Origin of the sequence: Rhodococcus sp. NPDC056960, from assembly GCF_042674125.1 — a bacterium.
Taxonomy (GTDB): domain Bacteria; phylum Actinomycetota; class Actinomycetes; order Mycobacteriales; family Mycobacteriaceae; genus Rhodococcus_F.
The window spans coordinates 76,218-98,209 of the sequence record NZ_JBHURF010000021.1; the positions used below are offsets into that span (position 1 = coordinate 76,218).

Below are 21,992 nucleotides of genomic sequence, written 5' to 3' on the forward strand. Positions count from 1 at the left end.
AACCGAATTATTCGCGGACGTACAGGCGCAGGGTCACGTAGGCCGTGACCGCCGCCATTCCGACACCCACCAGCACCAGAACGGGTGAGACGAAGAGCACGTCGCTGTTGGAGATCCGGGCGACGATGTTGGCGTCGTAGACGTCCGACAGCACGTCGTCGATGAACATGTTCTTCGCGGTGAACAGTCCGACGATGGCGAGCACCGCACCCACGAGGGCGGCGACCACCGCCTCCAGCAGGAACGGCAACTGCGTGTACCAGCGGGTGGCACCGACCAACCTCATGATGCCCACTTCGGTGCGCCGGGTGAAGGCCGCGATCTGAACCATGTTCGCGATCAGGAGAATTGCGGCAACGGCCTGCACGATCGCGATCGCGAACGCCGCGTTGCGCACCCCGTTGAGCACACTGAAGAGCCGTTCCACCAGCTCACGCTGATTGAGGACACTCTCGACACCCGGGCGGGTACCGAAATTGTCGTTGATCACCCCGAAACGCTCCGGATCGCTGAGCTTCACCTTGAACGACGCCGGGAAACTGTCGGGGCTGACGAGTGCGGCCAGCTCCGGCTGATCCTTGAACACCCGCTCCGTTGCGTCCTTCACGGCGTCGTCCCGATTCAGGTACTCCACCGACACCACCGACGGTGTCTCCTCCAGTTCCTTGCGGAGCACACCGCAGATCTCCCCCTCGCAGCCCGGGTCGGACGTGGAGATGTCGTCGGTGAGGAAGATCTGCACCTCGACGCGGTCCAGGAAGATCTGCTGCGTCTTGCCGGCCATCTGCACCACCAGCAGCCCGCTGCCGAACAGGCCCAGGGAGATCGCGGTGGTGAGGATCATCGCGATGGTCATGGTGACGTTGCGACGGAGGCCCGTCAGGACCTCACTGAAAATGAAACTGGCACGCATCGGGGAATCGGAGTCCTTCGTAGACGACTGGGGGACAGTACTGAAGCCGGAAGTGCAGGGAGGCCGCTAACGCCCCACGCCGTACACACCCCGAGCCTCGTCGCGCACCACTCTGCCGAGGTCCAGTTCCACCACGCGGCGGCGCATCGAGTCGACGATGTGGTGGTCGTGGGTCGCCATCACCACCGTCGTCCCGGTGCGGTTGATCCGTTCGAGCAGCAGCATGATGTCCTGGCTCGTCTCCGGGTCGAGGTTGCCGGTGGGCTCGTCGCACAGCAACACGAGCGGCCGGTTCACGAACGCCCGCGCGATGGCGACACGCTGCTGTTCGCCACCCGACAGTTCGGTGGGGAGGCGATCCGCCTTGCCCGACAACCCGACCATCTCGAGCACCTCGGGGACGGTCCGGGAGATCATCGCGCGCGGCTTCCCGATCACCTCGAGTGCGAACGCGACGTTCTCGGACACGGTCTTCTTCTGCAGGAGCCGGAAGTCCTGGAAGACGACGCCCATGCTCTGCCGCAGCTTCGGAACCCGCCAGGCGGACAGCTTGTTGACGTGGAAATCCCCGATGTGAATGTCACCGGACGTCGGCGACTCCTCCTTGAGCAGCAGTCGCATGAAGGTCGACTTTCCCGAGCCCGAAGGGCCGATGAGGAAGACGAACTCGCCCTTGTCCACGTCGACGCTCACCTTGTCCAAGGCGGGCCTCGTGGAGGTCTTGTACGACTTCGACACATTCTCGACGCTGATCACGAGGAGCCAGTCTAGACGTTATCGAACAGTGACCAAATGGAGCGACGCGCGGCGTCATCCCCCACGCGGCGGTGTCACCGACGTCGTCGGGACGGACGACGTGATCGGCGGAGTGCCCGTCGCCGCAGGTGGGAACGGGTTCGGGATCCCGAACGGCAGCGTCGGTGTGGTCGTCGGCATCCGGCTGGTCGCGGTGGGCGCCGTCTGTTCCGGCGTCGGCTCGGGTGTCGTCTCGGTCGTTGTGAGCGTCTCCGACGGCAGCTCGGTGGTGTACTCCGTCGTCGACGGCGGGTAAGTGGTCTCCGGAGCAGGCGCCTCCCGGGTGGGAACGACAGCCGGAGCGACCGGCCCCTGAACCACCTCTTCGGCGGGGTTGAGATACGTGTACAGCGTGTACAGCAGCACCCACAGGATGCACAGCACCAACGTCGACATCCGCACCCGGCCGCCGAAGATCTTGGCGGGAACGACGGACGAATGCAGGAGCCGGTCGAGGCCGCGCCGGGGTTCGCCGGTCATCCCTCGCCCTCCGCTGCCCGCACCGTCTGGAGGTCCGGCTCGACGGTGATTCCCTGCCGCCTCATCGCGGTGGCGATGCGCACCCGGAGGGCGCGTCCGACCTGGAACTGCTTACCCGGCAGGGTCCGCGCCACGACGCGAACGCTGACCTCGTCGACAGTCAGACTCTCCACTCCCATCACCGTCGGCTCGTCGAGCAGTAGTTTCTTCAGTCCGCGATCCGCGAAGGCCTCGACACCTACCTGGTGGAGCACCTCGTTGACCCGGTTGATGTCGGACGACGCGGGAACGGGGACGTCGATCACGGCTCGCGCCCAGTCCTTGGACAGGTTCACGGCCTTGACGATCTGCCCGTTGGGAACGGTGATGACCTCACCGTCCGAATTCCGCATCCGCGTGACCCGGAGCGTGACGTCCTCGATCACACCCTCGGCGTCCTCCGACGACCCCGTGACCGCCAACTGCACCGTGTCGCCGAACCCGTACTGACGCTCGGTGATGATGAAGAACCCGGCCAGGATGTCCTGGACGACGCGCTGCGCACCGAAGCCGAGAGCCGCACCGAGCACGGTCGCCGGGGCGACGAGGCTGCCGATCGGCAGATTCAGCTGGTCGAGCACCTTCATCGTCGCGATGACGTAGATGATCGTGATGATCACCCAGGTGATGACCTGCGCCACCGAGTGCCGGTGCTTGGTGGCCTCGGACCGGACGAGGGCGTCGCCCTGCTTGTAGTTGTTGTCGATCCGGTCGGTGATCTTACTGCCGCCCCAGTTGACGAGTCTTGCCATCAGCACGGCCCCGAGCACGGTGAGCGAGACCGCCAGCCCCGTCGACGAGAGCCAGTCGAGCAAGTTCCGGGTGGGCGCGAACATGGCTGCCGTCGTCTCCATCGGTGTCAGGACGCCTGATTCTCGCGCATCCGCCACCGGATGCCGGACTCGAGGAAGCCGTCGATGTCGCCGTCGAGAACGGCGGACGGGTTGTTGACCTCGTACTCGGTACGCAGATCCTTGACCATCTGGTACGGGTGCAACACGTACGACCGCATCTGGTTGCCCCAGGAACTGCCGCCGTCGCCCTTGAGCGCATCCATCTCGGCGCGCTCCTCCTTGCGCTTGACCTCGAGCAGCTTGGCCTGCAGGACGCGCATCGCCGACACCTTGTTCTGCAGCTGCGACTTCTCGTTCTGGCAGGTCACGACGATTCCGGTCGGGATGTGTGTCAACCGGACCGCGGAGTCGGTGGTGTTGACGGACTGTCCACCGGGACCCGAGGAGCGGTACACGTCGACGCGGACGTCGTTCTCGTTGACGTCGATGTGGTCGGTGGTCTCGACGACGGGCAGCACCTCGACCTCGGCGAACGAGGTCTGGCGGCGGCCCTGGTTGTCGAAGGGGCTGATCCGGACCAGCCGGTGGGTGCCCATCTCGACGGACAGGGTTCCGTAGCTGTACGGCGCCTTGACCGCGAACGTCGCGCTCTTGATGCCGGCTTCTTCCGCATAGGACGTGTCGTACACCTCGACGCCGTAGCCGTGCTTCTCCGCCCAGCGGATGTACATCCGCATCAGCATCTCCGCCCAGTCGGCGGCGTCGACGCCGCCGGCGCCGGAGCGGATGTTGACCAGCGCGTCACGTTCGTCGTATTCGCCGGAGAGCATCGTCTTGACTTCCATCGCGGCGATGTCTTCGCGCAGGCTGTACCGCTCGGCGTCGGCGTCGGCTATCGCGTCGGCGCCCTCGTCCTCCGCGAGTTCGTACAGCACCGGCATGTCGTCGAGCCGGGAGCGCAGTTCCTCGACGCGGCGCAGTTCGGCCTGGGAGTGCGACAGCTGGCTGGTGACCTGCTGCGCGTGCTCCTGGTCGTTCCACAGCTCGGGATCGGCGGCCTGATGTTCGAGCTCGTCGATGCGGCGGCGCAACTCCTCCACGTCCAGCACCGATTCGACGGTACGGAGGGTGGTGTCGAGCTCGCTGAGGTCTGCGGATACGTCGGGATGCACGGTTCCCAAGGTTACCGGGTGCGGGCCCGGGCCCTGTCACCCCTTCGTTCCAGCGGAAGTCACCCCTTCCGATCGCGTCGCGTGGAAGCATTGCGGGCACCGGGTCCACCTTGTTCCATGCACGGGTACGCACATGCTTGTGCCGCCATCCTTGGACGGAGTCGACGATGACCGTGACCGACCAGTACCTGAAGAACAACGAGGCCTACGCGGCCGGATTCACCGGGCCGCTCCCCCTCCCGCCCAGCAAACACGTCGCGGTCCTCGCCTGCATGGACGCGCGGCTGGACGTCTACCGGGTCCTCGGCATCGGCGAGGGCGAGTCGCACGTCATCCGCAACGCCGGCGGTGTCGTGACGGACGACGAGATCCGATCCCTCGCGATCAGCCAGCGGCTGCTCGGCACCACCGAGATCATCCTGATCCACCACACGGACTGCGGGATGCTCACGTTCACCGACGACGACTTCAAGAAGTCCATCCAGGAAGAGGTCGGGATCAAGCCGGCCTGGTCAGCGGAGGCGTTTCCCGACCTCGACGAGGACGTCCGGCAGTCGCTGCGCCGGATCGAAGCCAGCCCGTTCATCACGGCGACCACGTCGCTGCGCGGGTTCGTCTTCGACGTCGCCACCGGCAAGCTCGCCGAAGTGAAGATCGACTGACTTCCCGCCGGCCCGGTACGAGTAATCTGTGCGACCGTGACCGACCTCCGCGCCGACCTGCAGCTCGCCCTCCGAATCGCCGACGAGGCGGACGCGATCACCAGGGCCCGGTTCGGGGCGCTCGACCTGACGGTCGACGACAAGCCCGACCTGACGCCGGTCACGGACGCCGATCTGGCCGTGGAACGGGCGGTCCGGGCGAGGCTGGAAGTCGAGCGACCCGCGGATGCCGTGCTGGGTGAGGAGTTCGGCGGCGACGCGCAGTTCGCGGGACGGCAGTGGGTGGTCGATCCGATCGACGGCACCAAGAACTTCGTCCGGGGCGTCCCCATCTGGGCCACGCTGATCGCGCTGCTCGAGGATGGGGTTCCCGTCGTCGGGGTCGTGAGTGCCCCGGCGCTGGCGCGCCGCTGGTGGGCTTCGGCGGGCGCCGGTGCCTGGTCGGCGTTCGACGGGTCCGAGCCGGCGCGCCTCTCCGTTTCGGCCGTCGACCGACTCGGTTCGGCCAGTCTCACCTTCTCGAGCCTGTCGGGCTGGAAGGAACTCGGCATCCGCGAACAGTTCCTCACCCTGACGGACGACGTGTGGCGGGTCCGGGGCTTCGGTGACTTCTTCTCCTACTGCCTGCTCGCGGAGGGTGCTGTCGACATCGCCGCCGAGCCCGAGGTGTCGCTGTGGGATCTCGCGCCCCTCGACGTGCTGGTCCGCGAGGCCGGCGGCCGCTTCACCAACCTCGCCGGCAACGACGGCCCGCACGGCGGCAGCGCGCTGGCCACCAACACGCTGCTGCACGACGAGGCGCTGTCCCGCCTGCGCTCGAATCGACCCGGTGCGTAATTCACACAGCACTGTCCGAAGCATCTGACAACACCCCGACGGCGTAGTCCGGTTCCGGGGTCCTCGGGCTCGCGATCCGGCGCGCCCTCCTGAGCGACCCGCCTCTGCGCCGTTCGTTCCGTGCGCGCCTGCGCCCCCGGCGGATGGGACTTCCCCTATCCATGCCTGCCTCCTTCTCGTCGCCGACGGCGCGAGATCCACCCCATCGCGACCGACGGCGGTCTCTTCGCGGACCGTGGTCGTGGCAACTCGAACTTACTCGATAGTAGACACTCACCTTACCGCTGAGTAAGATAGGAGAGGTCCACGCCCGAACACCGAGAAACAGCTGGTGATCATGAGCAAGCAAGACACAGTTGCCCCCCACGACCGTGCGAAGCGGAAGCCCCGCGACACGTCCGCCGTCGGCCTGAATCCGGTCAAGCGCGACGCCATGGGTGCCGCGATGCGTGTGCTGACCAAGATCACCGGTTCCGACCTGGCCGAGAAGTACAACCTGCGCCAGACGATCGACCGGGTGACCTATGAAGGAACCAAGACCGGATTCAAGACCCTCGGCGCCGCGACCCGCGGTTTCCAGAAGGTGTCCGGCGGCGGCGCGCCGAAACGCCTCCCCGACAATCCGACCGCCAAGGCCGGCTACTTCGACCTCACCCCGAGCGACGAGCAGCAGATGATCGTCGAGACCGTGCGGGAGTTCGCGGCCGAGATCCTGCGGCCCGCGGGCCACGACGCGGATGCTGCCGCTGCCGCCCCGGCGGATCTCGTGAAACGCGCCGCCGAACTCGGCATCACCCTGATCAATGTCCCGGAGGAACTCGACGGGGCCGCCAGCGAGCGCGGCGCCGTCACCAACTCCCTCGTCGCCGAGGCCCTCGCGCACGGCGACATGGGACTCGCGCTGCCGATCCTCGCGCCGAGCGGCGTCGCCGTCGCCCTCACCCAGTGGGGCACCGACGCCCAGCAGAAGACCTACCTCCCCGCGTTCACCGGCGAACAGGTTCCGAACGCGGCGGTCGTCGTCAACGAGCCCCGCGCACTGTTCGACCCGTTCGTGTTGCAGACCAAGGCGGTTCGCTCCCCCAGCGGCTACAAGCTCAACGGCGTCAAGAGCCTCGTGCCTGCCGCCGCGTCGTCCGAGCTGTTCATCGTGGCCGCCGAACTCGACGGCAAGCCGTCCTTCTTCATCGTCGAGGCCGACACCAAGGGACTCGTCGTCGAGGCCGACCCGAGTATGGGTCTGCGCGCCGCGGGCCTCGGCCGGCTCGACCTCACCGACGTCGCGGTGCCCGAGTCGGGTCTGCTCGGCGATGCCGACGCCGACGTGCGGGTGGCCGAATACGCCGACGCGATCCGGCTGGCCCGCCTCGGCTGGGCGTCACTCGCGGTCGGCACCGGGCAGGCAGTACTCGACTACGTGATCCCGTACGTCAACGAGCGGGTCGCTTTCGGCGAGCCGATCAGCAACCGTCAGGCAGTTGCCTTCATGGTCGCGAACATCGGGATCGAACTCGACGGCCTGCGTCTGGTGACGTTGCGCGGCGCCTCCCGCGCCGAACAGGGGCTCTCCTTCGCACGCGAATCGGCGCTCGCCCGAAAGCTGGCGTCCGAGAAGGGCATGCAGATCGGCCTCGACGGCGTCCAGCTGCTCGGCGGCCACGGTTACACCAAGGAACATCCCGTGGAGCGCTGGTACCGCGATCTGCGCGCCATCGGCGTCGCCGAGGGCATCGTCCTGATCTGAGCGGCCGGATTCGAACTAAGGAAACTGTCATGATCAACCTCGAACTTCCCAAGAAGCTCAAAGCCTCCGCGAACCAGGCTCACCAGGTCGCGGCAGAAATTTTCCGGCCGATCTCCCGCAAGTACGATCTCGCCGAGCACGCCTACCCCAAGGAACTCGACACCATGGCCGCCATGGTGGAGGGGCTCAACGACTCCGGTAAGGGCGCGGCGGGCGCGGCACTCGGACGCGGCGACGAGCCGAAGGTCATCGGAAACGTCAACGGCGGCAACATGTCCTCGCTGATGAACGTCATCGAAACCTGCTGGGGCGACGTGGGCCTCACCCTGGCGATCCCCTACCAGGGCCTCGGCAACTCGGCCATCGCCGCGGTCGCGACCGACGAGCAGCTCGAACGCTTCGGCAAGGTGTGGGCGTCGATGGCCATCACCGAACCCGGCTTCGGTTCCGACTCCGCCGCCGTCACGACGACCGCGGTCCTCGACGGTGACGAGTACGTGCTCAACGGCGAGAAGATCTTCGTCACTGCCGGCGAGCGTTCCACCCACATCGTCGTGTGGGCCACCGTCGACAAGACGAAGGGCCGCGCCGCGATCAAGTCGTTCGTCGTCCCGCGGGACGCCCCGGGCCTGAGCGTCGCCCGCCTCGAGCACAAGCTGGGCGTCAAGGCGTCCGACACCGCGGTTCTGCTGTTCCAGGATTGCCGGATCCCCAAGGACAATCTGCTCGGCACGCCGGAAGTCAACGTGGAGAAGGGCTTTGCCGGCGTCATGCAGACGTTCGACAACACCCGTCCGATCGTCGCCGGCATGGCGGTCGGCCTCGGCCGCGCCGCGCTCGAGGAACTGCGCAGCATCCTCTCCGACGCCGGTGTCGAGATCTCCTACGACACTCCCGCGTACAACCAGCACGCCGCGGCCGCCGAGTTCCTGCAGCTGGAGGCCGACTGGGAGGCGGCCTACCTTCTCGCGCTGCGCGCGACGTGGATGGCGGACAACAAGAAGCCGAATTCGCTCGAAGCGTCCATGTCGAAGGCGAAGGCAGGCCGGACCGGCACCGCCATCTCCCTCAAGGCCGTCGAACTCGCCGGCACGTTGGGGTACTCGGAGCGCCCGCTGCTGGAGAAGTGGGCACGCGACTCGAAGATCCTCGACATCTTCGAGGGCACGCAGCAGATCCAGCAGCTGATCGTCGCGCGCCGTCTGCTCGGAAAGTCGTCGGCAGAGCTGAAGTAACAGCTCGCGGGGATTTTCGACGAGGGGTGTAGCCCCCGCCGCGCTCACCCGTGGCGGGGGCTTCTTCGTGCGCGAAGCGCGGTAGACACCTGCCACGCTCCGTCGGTCGGACTGTCGGGGCAACGGGGGCGGCCGAGCCCTTCCCTTCCTCTACGCTGAACGGGACATCCGTCACTGCAGCCGGAAGGGTTCTCCATGCCAGCTCAGCACATCCTCACCAAGATCACGGACACCGTGGGAGCTGTGCGGGTGATGAACCGCGCGGGCCTCGTTCCTTTTCCCCGTGTGGACCAGGGAATCCGATCCATCCTGGCAGTTCGGAAGTACGGTCCGTTCGCAGGCCCCGTCCACGCGAATGCCGAGGCGGGGCTCGATGCGGTGGCCCTGATCGATGAGCGCGGTTCGCTCACGTACGCCGACATCGAAGAGCAGTCCAACGCCCTGGTGCGGGCGTGGCAGGCCGACGGCATCACTCCCGGCTCCGTCATGGGATGCATGTGCCGCAACCACCGCGGTCTGGTGCTCACCATGCTCGCCGCCGCCAAGAACGGCACCAAGCTGGTGCTCATGAACACCGGCTTCGCCCGGCCCCAACTCGTCGACGTCGCGGCGCGCGAGCAGGTGCAGGCCTTCGTGTACGACGACGAATTCTCCGCCGTCGCCGAGGCCCTCCCGGACGAGGTGCTCGTCTATCGGTCATGGGCCGAGGAGGATTCGACGTCGCAGGTCCGCTCGCTGGACGACGTGATGCAGGGCCGAGACCGCAGTTCACTGCCCGCTCCGTCCACCCTGGGCGGGTTCGTCCTCCTCACCAGCGGCACGACGGGCACACCGAAAGGTGCTCCCCGCGGACACACGTCGCCGCTCGCGTCGGCGCAGTTCCTCGACCGGGTGCCGCTCCGACGCGGACAGACGATGATGATGGCGGCCCCCGCGTTCCACGGGACGGGGGTGTCGCAGTTCGCACTCGCCCTGGCACTGGGCCAGACGGTGGTGATGCATCGCAAGTTCGATCCGGAGAACACAATTCGTCTGGTCGAGAAGCATCGCTGCGACACTCTGGTCGTCGTCCCCACGATGCTGCAACGCATCATCGATCTCGGACCGGAGACCCTGGCCGGGTACGACACGTCGAGCTTGAAGATCATCTTCGCCGCCGGGTCGGCGCTCTCCCCGGACCTTTGCAAACGCACCACCGCCGCGTTCGGCGAGGTGCTCCACAACCTGTACGGCTCCACGGAAGTGGCTGTCGCCACGGTCGCGACACCGGCCGACCTCGCGCTGGCACCGGGCACCGCGGGGCGGGCCCCCGTCACGTGCCACGTGGAGCTCTACGACGAGTCGGGTCGACGGATCACCGAACCCGAGACGGTTGGGCGCATCTTCGTGTCGAGCGGTCTCAGTTTCTCCGGGTACACCGACGGCCGCGACAAGGAGCGCATCGACGGCCTGCTGTCCACCGGCGACGTCGGACACTTCGACCGCAACGGCCTGCTGTTCGTGGACGGCCGAGACGACGACATGATCGTTTCCGGTGGCGAGAACGTCTACCCTCTCGAGGTCGAGAACCTGCTCGCCGACCGTGACGACGTCATCGAGGCTGCCGTCATCGGCGTCGAGGACTCCGAATTCGGCCATCGCCTCAGAGCTTTCGTCGTACCCGGGCCGGGAGCCACCAAGGATGCCGAGGAGATGAAGGCGCACGTGAAGGCAAACCTGGCGCGGTACAAGGTGCCCCGCGAGATCATCTTCATCGAGGAACTCCCCCGCAACGCCACCGGCAAGTTGCTCCGTCGCGTCCTGATCGAGATGGACGTCACGGAGAGCTGACCGCCACCGACGACAGACAAAAAAGAACCGGTGTCCTGGATTCCAGGACACCGGTTCTTTCGTGGTAGCGGGGACAGGATTTGAACCTGCGACCTCTGGGTTATGAGCCCAGCGAGCTACCGAGCTGCTCCACCCCGCGTTGCATGAACGAAGTTACACGAGCGAACGAACGGATTGCAAATCGCCCGGAAAGCGTCCGTTCAGCAATCTTTCAGCACCACTCGAGTCACATCCGTTACCTAAAAGTTATGACGCTCGTCACAATTGAGGCGAGATCTGTAACGTTTTCGAAACCTGAGTTTTGATGGTCCACCTGCGGAAACGACGTCCGTTCATCCCAGTATTTGGACGGACGTCACAGAAAATCGGCCCGTGACCATTCCGTGATCGCCGCGTACGTTCGTTGCCAGCCCGAAACCACCGGGCAACGCCGACCCGCCGCAGCTCGACCTGCCCCAGCGGGATCCGGAATCCCGACACCTCGAGGGGCAGGACGAGGACAGATCGACCAGCGGGTCGGCACACCAGCCGTCACCCCCACGACCACCTCGTCGGCAGGCGCGGAGAGGAATCAACCACATGATCAATTCCAGCATCGTCAAGCGGACCATGGGCGCAGTCGCACTCACCGGAGCAGTCATCGGAGTGCCGCTCGGCCTCAGCACTGGGACTGCCTCGGCCGCTTCCGGAGACTGGGACGCCGTCGCAGCGTGTGAGAGCAGCGGCAACTGGGGCGCCGACACCGGAAACGGCTTCTCGGGCGGTCTGCAGTTCACCGACAGCACCTGGGCAGCGAACGGCGGATCCGGCTCGCCGGCCAACGCCTCGCGCGAGGAGCAGATCCGCGTCGCGGAGAACGTCCTGGCGACCCAGGGACCCGGTGCCTGGCCGGTCTGCGGACAGTACCTCTGATCCGCACCACACTCTTGCTCGAAGTGCCCTGCGCGCAGCACGTCTGCGCGCAGGGCGCTTCTGCATTGTGGGTCGGTCCTACACCATCACGAGCCGCATTCCGGTCATCTTTTGCGTGAGCCGCTGCACAAATTCATGGTGATCTACACCACATAACGACGGGGTAACGAATGCACTCCGAAACGATATCGAGACGGTTTGACCTGCGGAAACAATGGAATTTCGGCCTCGACACCGGACAGTTGTCCACGAATTTCGCCAGGTGAACTGCGGGCGAAGCTCCCGTACGGTCGCTCTCGGCCCGAAACAACCGGGCGAAAGCCGGCCCGCCGCTGCTAGCTCTGCCCCGCGGGTTCGGAATCCCCGAAACCTTCGAGGGGCAGGGACGCGGCACAGAATCGCAGCCCGGATCGACGACGCGAACGTCGTCGCCCGCAGGCCGGCCACGCCAGCAAGCGCGGAGAGGATTGACCCCGCATGACCAATCACAGCATCAGCAAGCGTGCCCTCGGCTGGATCGCCGTCACCGGCGCCGTCGTCGCCGTCCCGCTCGGCCTGAGCACCGGCACCGCCTCCGCCGCCTCCCACAACTGGGACGGCGTCGCGCAGTGCGAAAGCGGCGGCAACTGGGGAATCAACACCGGAAACGGCTACTACGGCGGCCTGCAGTTCTCACAGAGCACCTGGGAGGCCAACGGCGGCAGCGGGTCGGCATCGAGCGCCAGCAAGGCCGAGCAGGTCCGCGTCGCCGAGAACGTGCTCGCAACCCAGGGTCAGGGTGCCTGGCCGGTGTGCGGTCAGTACCTGACCACCGGCGGCAGCGGGGTCACCGAGGCTCCCGCGCCCGCACCGGAGCCCGCCCCGGCCCCGGCTCCGGCCCCCGCGGCTCCGGCCCAGGTCCAGGTTCCCGCCCCCGCCCAGCCCGGCGCGCAGCAGGCACTCGACGCCGCTCGTCAGATCGCCGAGCAGAACGGCCTCGGGCAGCAGTTCCAGCAGCTGGTGGACACCAACCCGCAGTTGGTCGACGCACTGCGCTGATCTTCGCGTGAGATTACGACGAGGCCCTGTCATCCGGAACGGATGACAGGGCCTCGTTCGCTCTGTGGGTGAGCCCCTACTTGGGGAGCGCCTCGTATGCGGCGACCGCCTTCTGGACTCGGGCGAGGGCCGCGCCGTACGCCGCGAAGTCACCACTGCGCTGCGCCGCAGACAATGCGGTGAGCGACGCATCCAGTTCGGCGACCGCAGCCGAGACGTCCGTGCCGGACGGCGGTGTCGCCGGGGCCGTCGGCGCGGGTGCCGCGCCCTGGTCCGTGGGCGGCGTCGTGCTCGTCTCCGGAGGTGTCCCCTCCGCCGCGCTGGGCGCCGTCGCCACCGACCCCGTCCCGGCACCGAACACCTGATCGAGCGCTTGCGCCAGCGTCGGGGCGTACCCGACTCGCACACTGTTACTCGGCGGCGGCTCACGGTAGCTGACGAGCACCCGCGACAGCTGCGGGAACGTCGACGTGTTCGGGCCCGTCGAACTTCGCTCCGTATACATCGGCTCGACGTACAGGATGCCGCCGTCCGCGATCGGCAACGTCAGCAGGTTGCCGTACTGGATCTTGTTCGATCGCTCGAGCAGTGTTCTCTCCGATGCCACGCGTGGATCGGAGATCATCGAGTTCTGCGTCTGCTGCGGACCCTGGGTCTGCGTGTCCGTCGGCAACTGGAGTACGGTGAACTTGCCGTAATTCTCCGGATCGGATTTCACCGACAGATATGCGGACAGGAACTCGCGACTGTAACCCACCATCGCGCTGGTCAGATTGAACGACGGTTTCCCGGTCTCGGGATCACCGACCAGCACGTAGTACGGCGGCTGGTTCGCGCTCGTGTCGATCGTGGGATCGCTCGGCACCGACCAGAACGCGTTGTTGGTGAAGAACTCCTTCGGATCGTCCACGTGATACTTGGCGAGCATCTCCCGCTGCACCTTGAACAGGTCCTCGGGATAGCGGAAGTGCGCGCGCAGTTCGTCGGGGATCGAATCCGCCGGTTGCACCGCACCCGGGAACACACCCATCCACGCGTCGAGCACGGGATCGTTCTGGTCCACCTGGTACAGCTTCACCGTGCCGTCGTACGCGTCGACGGTGGCCTTCACCGAGTTACGAATGTAGGACACCTCCTTACGGGGCAGCAACCGGCCGGTGTTCTGGTCGATGCTGTCCTCGACGAGTCCGTCGAGCGAACTGCGCTGCGCGTACGGGTAATCCTGCAGTGTGGTGTAGGCGTCGACGATCCACACGACCTTGCCGTCGACGACGGCCGGGTACGAGTCGCCGTCCGCGGTCAGCCACGGGGCGACGTGGGTGACCCGGTCCCGCGGATCGCGGTTGTAGATGATCTTGGAATCCGACCCGATCGCACCCGAGAACAGGATGTTGCGCTCGGTGTACTTGGCGGCGAAGGCCAGCCGGTTGAACCAGTTGCCGATCGGCACGCCGCCCGAACCGGTGTAGGTGTAGCGGGAGGTGTCGGTGTCGTACTCCCGCGGGTCCGAACCCTGGGAGCCGCCCACGATCGCGTAGTCGGCATCGGTGTCGGCGATGACCTCGCCGTAGTAGATGCGCGGCTGCTCGACCGGAATGACCTGGTTCCCCGCCTCCTGCGAGGCGATGTCACTGACCATATAGACGGGGTAACCGCTGTTGCTGTTCGCGGCCTCCTCCGCCGATTCGCCGGCAGCGGCGTTGACGCGGTTCGCGGGAGCCGCGACCAGTCCGTTGCCGTGCGTGTAGACGGTGTGCTTGTTGATCCAGTCCGTCTGGTTACCGGTCAGGCTCTTCGACGACAACTCGCGGGCCGCGACGATGTAATCCCGCATCTCCCCGTCGATGTCGTACCGGTCGATGTCGAGCGTCGGCGGGAATCCGTAGAAGTTCTTCAGCTGCTGCTGCTGGGTGAACGTCCGCGACAGGATGTTCGGATCCAGCAGGCGGGTGTTCGCGATGGTCGTGACGTCGGCCGGCACCTCGCGCGGCGGCTTCGTTCCGTACCCCTGGTAGTCCTGGTACTCGACCTTGTCGTCTGTGATGCCGTACGCCTGCCGGGTGGCGGCGATGTTCCGCTCGATGTACGCGCTCTCCTTGTCGGCGGCGTTCGGACGCACCGAGAACTGCTCGACCACGAGCGGCCACACCGCGCCGACCAGGATCGACGACAGCACGAGAAGTGCTGTCGCCATTGCGGGAATCCGCAGATCACGAAGAAAGATCGCCGCGAAGAACGCACCCGCGCAGATGACCGCGATCGCCAGCAGGATCAGCTTGGCCTGCAGCACCGCATTCATGTCCGTGTAGCTACCGCCGGTGAACGTGGGTTCCTTACGGCTGCTCGACAACAGCGAATAGCGATCGAACCAGTACGCGACGGCCTTGAGAAGAATGAACGTTCCCGCGAGCACGGCCAACTGGACCCGCGCCGCATTGGTGAGGGCGCCGCCGCGGCCCGCCAGCTTCAACCCACCGAATATGTAGTGCGTCACCAGGCTCGCAAAGAACGCCAACAGCACCGCGACGAACAACCAGTTGAGAACGAACCGGTAGAACGGCAGATCGAACGTGTAGAAGCCGACGTCGAGGCCGAATTCCGGATCGGCGACCCCGAACGCGCCCCCGTTGATGAACAGCTGCACCGTCACCCAGCTGGACTGCGCGATCAGACCGGCGAGCAGTCCCACCGCGATCGGAATGGCCGAGCCGAACAGTCGCAGCCGTGTCATCACCGTGGTGCGGTACCGCGCGACCGGATCGTTGGGGCCCGACACCGGAACGAACACCGGCCGCGACCGATACGCGAGCAGCAATGCCAGCCAGACGATTCCGCCGACCACCACCCCGACCACGAGGAAGAGCAGCAGACGGGTGACGAGGACCGTGGTGAACACCCCACGGAATCCGACCTCACCGAACCACAACCAGTCCGTGTAGGTACTGATCAGCCGCGGACCCACCAGCAGCAGGGCCGCGACGACAAGCGCCAGCACCAGCAGCACACGACTGCGTTTGGACAACGACGGTAAACCTGCGGGGGGCCGCATGCCCACGTGCCACACTCCAAGAACTCGGCGACGCTGTCGCGCCGCGATCAACTGCACTGCTCGGCCGTCCACACCCGAACAGCAAGGGCGTGACCGTTTCGTCCCACTCTACGTAACAACCGGGAGATGCGGCCGTCGGTCCTGTTCCGGGGGTGGGAAGATGGGTCTCGTGAGTGAAGAGTATGTGAACCGGGAGCCCGACGCCCTCGCCCGCTGTGTGCGCGAAGTAATCGAATTCGTCGACGCCGGAGGGTGGGATCAGCCGCCCCAGATGTTCGCACTCGTCCCGACCGAACTCCTCGCGGCCGCCGAACCGAGCCTGCTCGACCAACTCGCCGACGGCGCGGAACTGACCCCGGTGGAACAGGATCCGTTCCCCGACGACATCGACGGCGGGTCACGCGCGCTCGACGAGTTCCTCGCCACCACCAGTTGGCCCGAGTCCGTGGTGGGGTGTGCTCTCGTTCAGGAGATCGTCGTCCTGCCGCCCGGGGCGGAGTCCGACCTCGACGACGCACTCGTCCCGCTGCTGTCCGACCGCGACGCCGCCGACGAGGCGGCGCGGGCCACGGCCGAGTCGCATCCCGACCGCCGGTCCGCCCGGCTGATCGCCGCCGTGCTGCGCGACGGGCCGTCGCTGTGCCTGATGCAGTTGCGCCCCGACGAGGACGCCGACCCGTACGCCGGGATCGAACTGCTCACCTCCGAGGATCTCGCGCCGAATCTCGTGAGCGCGTTGTACGCCACCCTCGACGCGACCGAAGAAGACTAGGCAGGAAAGGCGTCCGGGCGCTCAGCAGCCGGGCGCGTCGCCACCGGCGTCGATGGTCTCCAGCGCGTCGACGGCTCCGGCGAGCGTCTCGACCTTCACCAGCCGAAGCCCGTCGGGTGCGCCCTGGCGGGCCTCGTCGCAGTTCTTCGCAGGCACGAGGAACGTCTCGGCGCCGGCCTCGTCCGCGGCGATCAACTTGTACTTGATGCCACCGATGGGTCCGACGTCGCCGTCGGAATCGATCGTGCCGGTGCCGGCGACGAATTTGCCGCCGTTGAGTTCGCCCGGGCTCAGCTTGTCGATGACGGCGAGCGTGAACATCAGTCCCGCCGACGGTCCGCCCACGTCGGCCAGGTTGAAATCGATGGTGAACGGAACGTCGGGGACCTCTTCGGGCGTGATTCCCAGATAGCCCTTCGACTCGTCGCCCGGACGCGCCCCGACGGTCACCCGGACCGTCGTCTCCGCGCCGTCCCGGCGGACCACGATCGGCACCTCCGTGTTCGGCGCCACCGCGGCCACCGCCTCCTGCACGTCGCCGACCGTCGAGACCGCCGTTCCGTCGACGCTCACCAAGCCGTCGCCCTCACGCAGGATTCCCGCGGACGGGCCGTCCTCCCCGACCTTGGCGACCCGCAGGTCGACGGGCTTGCCGAGGAAGTGGAGCGCGGCGAGTTCGGCACTGTCCTCGGACTGCTGGAAGTCGGCGTCGTTCTCCTGCTTGACCTCGTCCTTCGACTTGTCCGGCGGGTACACCTCCTCGCGGGGGACGATGCCCTGGCGTCCGCTGGCCCACAATCCGAACGCTTCGAACACGTTGAGGTCGTCGCGCACGGCGACCGTCGTCATGTTGAGGTGCCCGGTGGTCTCGTCCACCTCCGTCCCCTGGATCGCGACGACCTGCTCACCGCCCACTTCACCGAGGGTGTTGAACGTGGGGCCCGGGCCGAGAGCCACGAACGGCACCTTGATCACCGTGCCGAGAATTCCGAGTACCACGATCGGGGCCAGCGCGGCCAGAAGCGTCACGATCCGTCGATTCACCTGGACCAGCGTAGAGCGCGAACCGGCCGGCGCCGCCGTCGGCCGTCCGCGTGTTCGCCGTCAGCGTGACGTGGTGGGCACCTACGCGACCATGCGCCTTGTACCGTTGAGTCATGAGCAATCTGCCGTTCGGCTTCTCCAACTCCGACGACGATCCCGATCGTGACAAGAACACGGGGGATCAGAACGGACCCGACCGCGACAAGAACGCGGGTGGTTCCGGCGACTTCGGTTTCGGGGCGGGTGGTTTCCCGGCCGGGGGGTTCGACCCGGCCGCGCTCGGTCAGATGCTGACCCAGTTCGGTCAGATGCTGAGCGGGATGGGCACGTCGATGGGGTCGGGTGAACAGACCGGGCCCGTCAACTACGAGATCGCGAAGAAGCTGGCCCGCCAGCAGATGGGGTCCGTCGCTCCCATCACCCAGGGAAATTCCGAGGCGATCGCCGATGCTTCGCGGCTCGCCGAACTGTGGCTCGACGCCGCGACGACGTTGCCCGCGGGCGCGTCGAAGACCGTCGCGTGGACACCCAACGACTGGCTCGACAACACCCTCGACACGTGGAAGCGGCTGTGCGACCCCGTCGCGGAGAAGGTAGCCGGCATGTGGGTGCAGGGCCTGCCCGAGGAGGCGCAGCAGATGGCCGGGCCCATGCTCGGCATGATGAGCCAGATGGGCGGCCTCGCGTTCGGCTCCCAGCTCGGCCAGGCACTCGGCCAGCTGTCGAAGGAAGTGCTCACCTCCACGGACATCGGTCTGCCGCTCGGTCCGGCGGGCACGGGCGCGCTGCTTCCCGCCGCCGTCGAGCGGTTCAGCAAGGGACTGGAGCAGCCCGACCGCGAGATCCTCGTGTTCCTCGCCGCGCGCGAGGCCGCATACCAGCGCCTCTACAGCCACGTCCCGTGGCTCCGTCAGCGCCTCCTCGCCACCGTCGAGGAGTACGCCCGCGGCATCACGATGGACTTCTCCGCGATCGAGGACATGGCGAAGAATCTCGATCCGTCGGCGCTGAGCGATCCGTCGCAGCTCGAGAACATCCTGCAGCAGGGGGCGTTCGAGCCGCAGACCACACCCGAGCAGAAGCAGGCGCTCGAACGCCTCGAGACGCTCCTCGCCCTCATCGAGGGCTGGGTCGAGGTCGTCGTCGGTTCAGCGCTGAACGACCGCCTTCCCGGTGTCGCCGCCCTCAGCGAGACGCTCCGCCGCAGGCGCGCGACCGGTGGACCCGCCGAGCAGACGTTCGCAACCCTGGTCGGACTCGAATTGCGTCCCCGCAAGGTGCGCGAGGCCGCGCAGCTGTGGAATCGCCTCACCTCCGAGTCCACCGTCGACGCCCGTGACGGCGTGTGGGCTCACCCCGACCTGCTGCCCGACTCGTCCGACCTGGACAGCCCGGACGCGTTCGTCGACCGGGTGCTCGGCGGCGGCGACGGCGGAAACTTCGACAATCCGATGGCCCAGTTGGAGGCGACCGAAGCCCGTGAGCGGGCCGAGGAGGCCGAACGCGGCAAGTCCGGCAAGGACGACGAGCCGGAGTCCTGACCGCCTGAAAATCACCAATATCGTGGTAGCGGGAAATCCACAGGTCGAGGCATGTTTCGGCCTGTGGACAACTCGCATTCCGCGGGCTGACACGCGGTCGGGGCCTGCAATTCTCTGGATGTGACCATCCAGAACCCACCGCACGTCGGCGTCACCCTCGACCCTCGCATTCCGGTACTCGTCCGCCCCGACGGACGGGTCCAATTCGGCTGGGATCCCGAACGCGCGCTCGTCCTCGCTCCGCCGCCCGGGGTCCGGACCGAACAGCTCCTGGCCGTCGTGCGGCTCCTCGACGGCAAGCATTCTCGGCCGCACATCCTGTGGACTGCCGTCGGGTACGGCCTGGCGCCGACGGACGTGTCGAAACTCCTCGGTGATCTCGACCGGGCCGGCCTGATCGAGGTCGGCACCGCGTCCGCTGTCGCGGACACTGTCGTGATCCGCGTGCACGGGCGCGGCCCGCTCTCCGACGCGTTGTCGGCCGGGCTCTCCGACGCCGGGATCCGGGTGTCCCGGTCCCACCGTTACTCCGCCGACGGCGACGTCCGGCGGTGGAACGCCCTGTGCGTCGTGCTGGCGGACGATCTGGTCGCCGAGCCGCGACTCGCCGCGGACCTCGTCCAGAACGGGATTCCCCACCTTCAGGCCCGGCTGCGGGACGGACGCGGCGTGGTCGGTCCTCTGGTGCTCCCCGGTCACACCAGTTGCCTCCGGTGCGCCGACCTCCTCCGCGCCGCGTACGACGAGGACTGGCCGCACCTGTCCGCACAGCTCCTCGGGACCGTCGGGCACGCGAGCCCCGCCGTGATCATGGCCACCGCCGCGGTCGCCCTCGGCCAGCTCGAGGCGGTTCTCGCCGCGCCCCGCGGGGCGCCGCCGAGCAGCCTCGACGCGACCCTCGAGATCGACCTCGGCGCGCATCGGCTGGTGACCCGGCGCTGGCCTCGGCAGGCGAGTTGCAGCTGCACGTATCTGGCACCGGCCGTGGGTGAATCCAACCGTCGACCGTCATGATGCATGATGGTGGGGTGTCCGACATCCCCCGCAGGAGTTCTGCCCGCACCGCCAAACTCGCGAGCATTCCGTTGGGGATCGCGGGACGCGCTGCGATGGGCTTCGGCCGCAAGCTGACCGGCGGCGACAGGGACCAGATCGACGCCCAGCTCAGCGCGAAGGCTGCCGAGCAATTGTTCGCCGTCCTCGGCGAACTCAAGGGCGGGGCCATGAAACTGGGGCAGGCGCTCAGCGTCATGGAGGCCGCGATCCCCGAGGAGTTCGCGGAGCCCTACCGTGAATCGCTGAACAAGCTGCAGGCGCAGGCACCCCCGCTGCCGGCGCGTGCCGTGCACAAGATGCTCGACCAGCAGTTGGGCACCCGGTGGCGTGACCGGTTCGAGTCGTTCGACGACACCCCCACCGCGTCGGCCAGCATCGGCCAGGTACACCGCGCGGTGTGGGCCGACGGTCGCGACGTGGCGGTCAAGGTGCAGTACCCCGGCGCCGACGAAGCGCTGCGCGCCGACCTGAAGACGCTCGGCCGGTTCGCGGGACTGTTCGCTTCGGTGATGCCCGGCGTCGACGTGCGCCCCGTGATCGACGAATTCACGGCCCGCACCGAAGAAGAACTCGACTACCGGATCGAGGCGAACAATCAGCGCCGCTTCGCCAAGGTGTACGACGGTGATCCGCAGTTCGCGATTCCGCACGTGGTGGCCAGCGCTCCCAAAGTAGTGGTGACCGAATGGATGTCGGCGAAGCCCCTGTCCGCGATCATCGCGGACGGCACACCTGAGGAACGCAACACCGCGGGGGCGCTGCTCGCGGAGTTCCACTTCGCCTCCCCCACGCGCGTCGGTCTGCTGCACTGCGACCCGCATCCGGGAAACTTCATGCTGCACAGCGACGGCCGTCTCGGTGTCATCGATTTCGGTGCGGCGGCACCGTTTCCGCACGGGCTCCCACCCGTGCTGGGGGCCATGGTCCGCCTGTCCGTCCACGAGCAGTTCGACGAACTGACGGAGTTGCTGCACGCCAACGGATTCGTCCTCCCCGGGAGAACGGTCACCGACAAGGAGATCGCGGACTACCTGCGCCCGGTCACCGACCCGATCCGCACCGAGTCGTTCCACTTCACCCGTGCCTGGCTGCAGAAGGCCGCGGGTTCCGCCACCGATTTCAACAGTTCCCAGTTCCGTACGGCCCGGGCACTGAACCTGCCCGCCGAGTATCTGATGATTTTCCGGGTTCTCGTCGGCTCGGTCGGGATCTGCGCTCAGCTGGATGCGTACGCGCCGTACATGGAAATCCTGACGCGGTGGCTTCCCGGGTTCGCGGAGCCCGCGCCCGAGGACGAGGACGAAGACACGATCTGAGCCCCGATACACAGAACGGGCGTTGGGGCCGCCCCCCCCCGGGGGTTGGGGGGGGGCCGCCCCCCCACAGAAACCCCCCCGCGGGTGGTGACCAAAACACCAGGCGGGGGCGGGGGTGGGGGGGTCGCGGGGGGCGGGGTGGGGGGGGGCGGCCCCCCAACGCCCGAACTCTTCCGCCCCGTATCGGTTCTACGCACAGACCAAGGTCTGCGTCTTGCGTGGACGTCCCCGGGAACGCTTGCGGGCGATCACCACACCCTGGTCGAAGATCTCGCCGCCCCACACGCCCCACGGCTCGGCCCGATCGAGGGCGGCGTCGAGGCAGCGAGAGCGGATCGGGCAGGACGCGCACAGCGCCTTGGCCTGCTCCAGCTGGGTGGGCGAGTCCGCAAACCACAGGTCGGGGTCGTCGACCCGGCAGGGCAGGTCACCACGCGTGGACACTATCTGAACAAATCCGCTTGTGGCGGTTGAGGTTTCGGATACCCCTCGGCATGTCACGGTAGACACGTCCTTCTCCTCTGCTCTCATTGCAACGGTCATTCTCTTCGGTTCGATGGAGTGGGTGCGAACCAGAGCCGAGGCTGCGAGCAGGAAGAGTGCTCGAACTACGAAGGCCACGGTCCGCGATGCGGGTCCGTGGCCTTGAAAAAGACGGTGGGAGTGACGTTCTATCGAGGAATTCCTCGACCACTCCGATACACGGACTCGACTGCTGCTGCGGGACGACGACGGGCTGCCGACCAGACGATCGCCGGTGCCG

The 21,992-nt window shown here is 67.0% G+C and carries 18 protein-coding genes, 1 tRNA gene and 1 pseudogene; 11 read left to right on the forward strand and 9 right to left on the reverse strand.

Annotated features, from left to right (window positions below):
* Window positions 1-7: 7 nt before the first annotated feature.
* The 5 genes from ftsX to prfB all read right to left on the reverse strand — a co-directional run bounded on the left by ftsX (window position 8) and on the right by prfB (window position 4,193).
* On the reverse strand, window positions 8-913 hold the full coding sequence (gene ftsX / locus ACFTWF_RS29915; protein ID WP_378464739.1) for a permease-like cell division protein FtsX: 906 nt from the start codon (window positions 911-913) through the stop codon (window positions 8-10).
* A gap of 66 nt (window positions 914-979) precedes the next feature.
* On the reverse strand, window positions 980-1,669 hold the full coding sequence (gene ftsE / locus ACFTWF_RS29920) for a cell division ATP-binding protein FtsE (RefSeq protein ID WP_378464740.1): 690 nt from the start codon (window positions 1,667-1,669) through the stop codon (window positions 980-982).
* Between the two features lie 54 nt (window positions 1,670-1,723).
* Window positions 1,724-2,188 carry a hypothetical protein gene (locus ACFTWF_RS29925; RefSeq protein ID WP_378464741.1) on the reverse strand — a complete coding sequence of 155 codons (465 nt, stop codon included), beginning with the start codon at window positions 2,186-2,188 and terminating at the stop codon, window positions 1,724-1,726.
* Window positions 2,185-3,081, reverse strand: coding sequence for a mechanosensitive ion channel family protein (locus tag ACFTWF_RS29930; RefSeq protein WP_185729074.1), 897 nt, complete (start codon window positions 3,079-3,081; stop codon window positions 2,185-2,187). The genes ACFTWF_RS29925 and ACFTWF_RS29930 overlap by 4 nt, the downstream gene beginning before the upstream one ends.
* A 5-nt stretch (window positions 3,082-3,086) precedes the next feature.
* Complete coding sequence (prfB, locus tag ACFTWF_RS29935) at window positions 3,087-4,193, reverse strand: peptide chain release factor 2 (RefSeq protein ID WP_378464742.1); 1,107 nt, start codon at window positions 4,191-4,193, stop codon at window positions 3,087-3,089.
* Between the two features lie 167 nt (window positions 4,194-4,360).
* Between prfB and ACFTWF_RS29940 the strand changes: the two genes are divergently transcribed.
* From ACFTWF_RS29940 to ACFTWF_RS29960, 5 genes are all read left to right on the forward strand, one after another.
* Window positions 4,361-4,855, forward strand: coding sequence for a beta-class carbonic anhydrase (locus ACFTWF_RS29940; protein ID WP_378464743.1), 495 nt, complete (start codon window positions 4,361-4,363; stop codon window positions 4,853-4,855).
* A gap of 36 nt (window positions 4,856-4,891) precedes the next feature.
* Window positions 4,892-5,692, forward strand: a complete 801-nt coding sequence (hisN, locus tag ACFTWF_RS29945; RefSeq protein WP_378464744.1) for a histidinol-phosphatase — start codon at window positions 4,892-4,894, stop codon at window positions 5,690-5,692.
* A gap of 331 nt (window positions 5,693-6,023) precedes the next feature.
* A complete protein-coding gene (locus tag ACFTWF_RS29950; protein WP_378464745.1) occupies window positions 6,024-7,436 on the forward strand; it encodes an acyl-CoA dehydrogenase family protein in 1,413 nt (470 codons plus the stop codon).
* Window positions 7,437-7,465: 29 nt separating this feature from the next.
* Window positions 7,466-8,671, forward strand: coding sequence for an acyl-CoA dehydrogenase family protein (locus tag ACFTWF_RS29955; RefSeq protein ID WP_378464746.1), 1,206 nt, complete (start codon window positions 7,466-7,468; stop codon window positions 8,669-8,671).
* Window positions 8,672-8,866: 195 nt separating this feature from the next.
* A complete protein-coding gene (locus ACFTWF_RS29960; RefSeq protein ID WP_378464747.1) occupies window positions 8,867-10,501 on the forward strand; it encodes an acyl-CoA synthetase in 1,635 nt (544 codons plus the stop codon).
* A 62-nt stretch (window positions 10,502-10,563) separates the two neighbouring features.
* Here the strand turns inward: ACFTWF_RS29960 and ACFTWF_RS29965 are convergent.
* A tRNA-Met gene (locus tag ACFTWF_RS29965) sits at window positions 10,564-10,640 on the reverse strand.
* Between the two features lie 440 nt (window positions 10,641-11,080).
* On the opposite strand from ACFTWF_RS29965, the pseudogene ACFTWF_RS29970 reads away from it, so the two are divergent.
* Window positions 11,081-11,410: pseudogene (locus tag ACFTWF_RS29970) on the forward strand (transglycosylase family protein); the annotation flags it as partial.
* Between the two features lie 480 nt (window positions 11,411-11,890).
* Window positions 11,891-12,451, forward strand: a complete 561-nt coding sequence (locus ACFTWF_RS29975) for a transglycosylase family protein (protein WP_378464748.1) — start codon at window positions 11,891-11,893, stop codon at window positions 12,449-12,451.
* A 76-nt stretch (window positions 12,452-12,527) separates the two neighbouring features.
* On the opposite strand, the gene ACFTWF_RS29980 is transcribed toward ACFTWF_RS29975, so the two are convergent.
* Window positions 12,528-15,506, reverse strand: coding sequence for a UPF0182 family protein (locus ACFTWF_RS29980; RefSeq protein ID WP_378464749.1), 2,979 nt, complete (start codon window positions 15,504-15,506; stop codon window positions 12,528-12,530).
* 154 nt (window positions 15,507-15,660) lie between these two features.
* Here ACFTWF_RS29980 and ACFTWF_RS29985 point away from each other — a divergent pair, with 154 nt between their 5' ends.
* The gene (locus ACFTWF_RS29985) at window positions 15,661-16,272 is read left to right on the forward strand and encodes a PPA1309 family protein (protein WP_185729064.1); all 612 of its coding nucleotides are present in this window, start codon (window positions 15,661-15,663) and stop codon (window positions 16,270-16,272) included.
* A 21-nt stretch (window positions 16,273-16,293) separates the two neighbouring features.
* Here ACFTWF_RS29985 and ACFTWF_RS29990 read toward each other — a convergent pair whose 3' ends face one another.
* The gene (locus ACFTWF_RS29990) at window positions 16,294-17,316 is read right to left on the reverse strand and encodes a PDZ domain-containing protein (RefSeq protein ID WP_378464750.1); all 1,023 of its coding nucleotides are present in this window, start codon (window positions 17,314-17,316) and stop codon (window positions 16,294-16,296) included.
* 113 nt (window positions 17,317-17,429) lie between these two features.
* Between ACFTWF_RS29990 and ACFTWF_RS29995 the strand changes: the two genes are divergently transcribed.
* From ACFTWF_RS29995 to ACFTWF_RS30005, 3 genes are all read left to right on the forward strand, one after another.
* Window positions 17,430-18,857 (forward strand): zinc-dependent metalloprotease, encoded by a 1,428-nt coding sequence (locus tag ACFTWF_RS29995; RefSeq protein WP_378464751.1) that lies wholly within the window; start codon window positions 17,430-17,432, stop codon window positions 18,855-18,857.
* A 120-nt stretch (window positions 18,858-18,977) separates the two neighbouring features.
* Entirely contained in the window at window positions 18,978-19,871 is an 894-nt protein-coding gene (locus ACFTWF_RS30000; RefSeq protein WP_378464752.1) for a hypothetical protein, read from the forward strand.
* Window positions 19,868-21,229 (forward strand): ABC1 kinase family protein, encoded by a 1,362-nt coding sequence (locus tag ACFTWF_RS30005; protein ID WP_378464753.1) that lies wholly within the window; start codon window positions 19,868-19,870, stop codon window positions 21,227-21,229. The genes ACFTWF_RS30000 and ACFTWF_RS30005 overlap by 4 nt, the downstream gene beginning before the upstream one ends.
* 189 nt (window positions 21,230-21,418) lie before the next feature.
* On the opposite strand, the gene ACFTWF_RS30010 is transcribed toward ACFTWF_RS30005, so the two are convergent.
* Window positions 21,419-21,760 carry a WhiB family transcriptional regulator gene (locus ACFTWF_RS30010; protein WP_252189861.1) on the reverse strand — a complete coding sequence of 114 codons (342 nt, stop codon included), beginning with the start codon at window positions 21,758-21,760 and terminating at the stop codon, window positions 21,419-21,421.
* Between the last annotated feature and the right edge of the window lie 232 nt (window positions 21,761-21,992).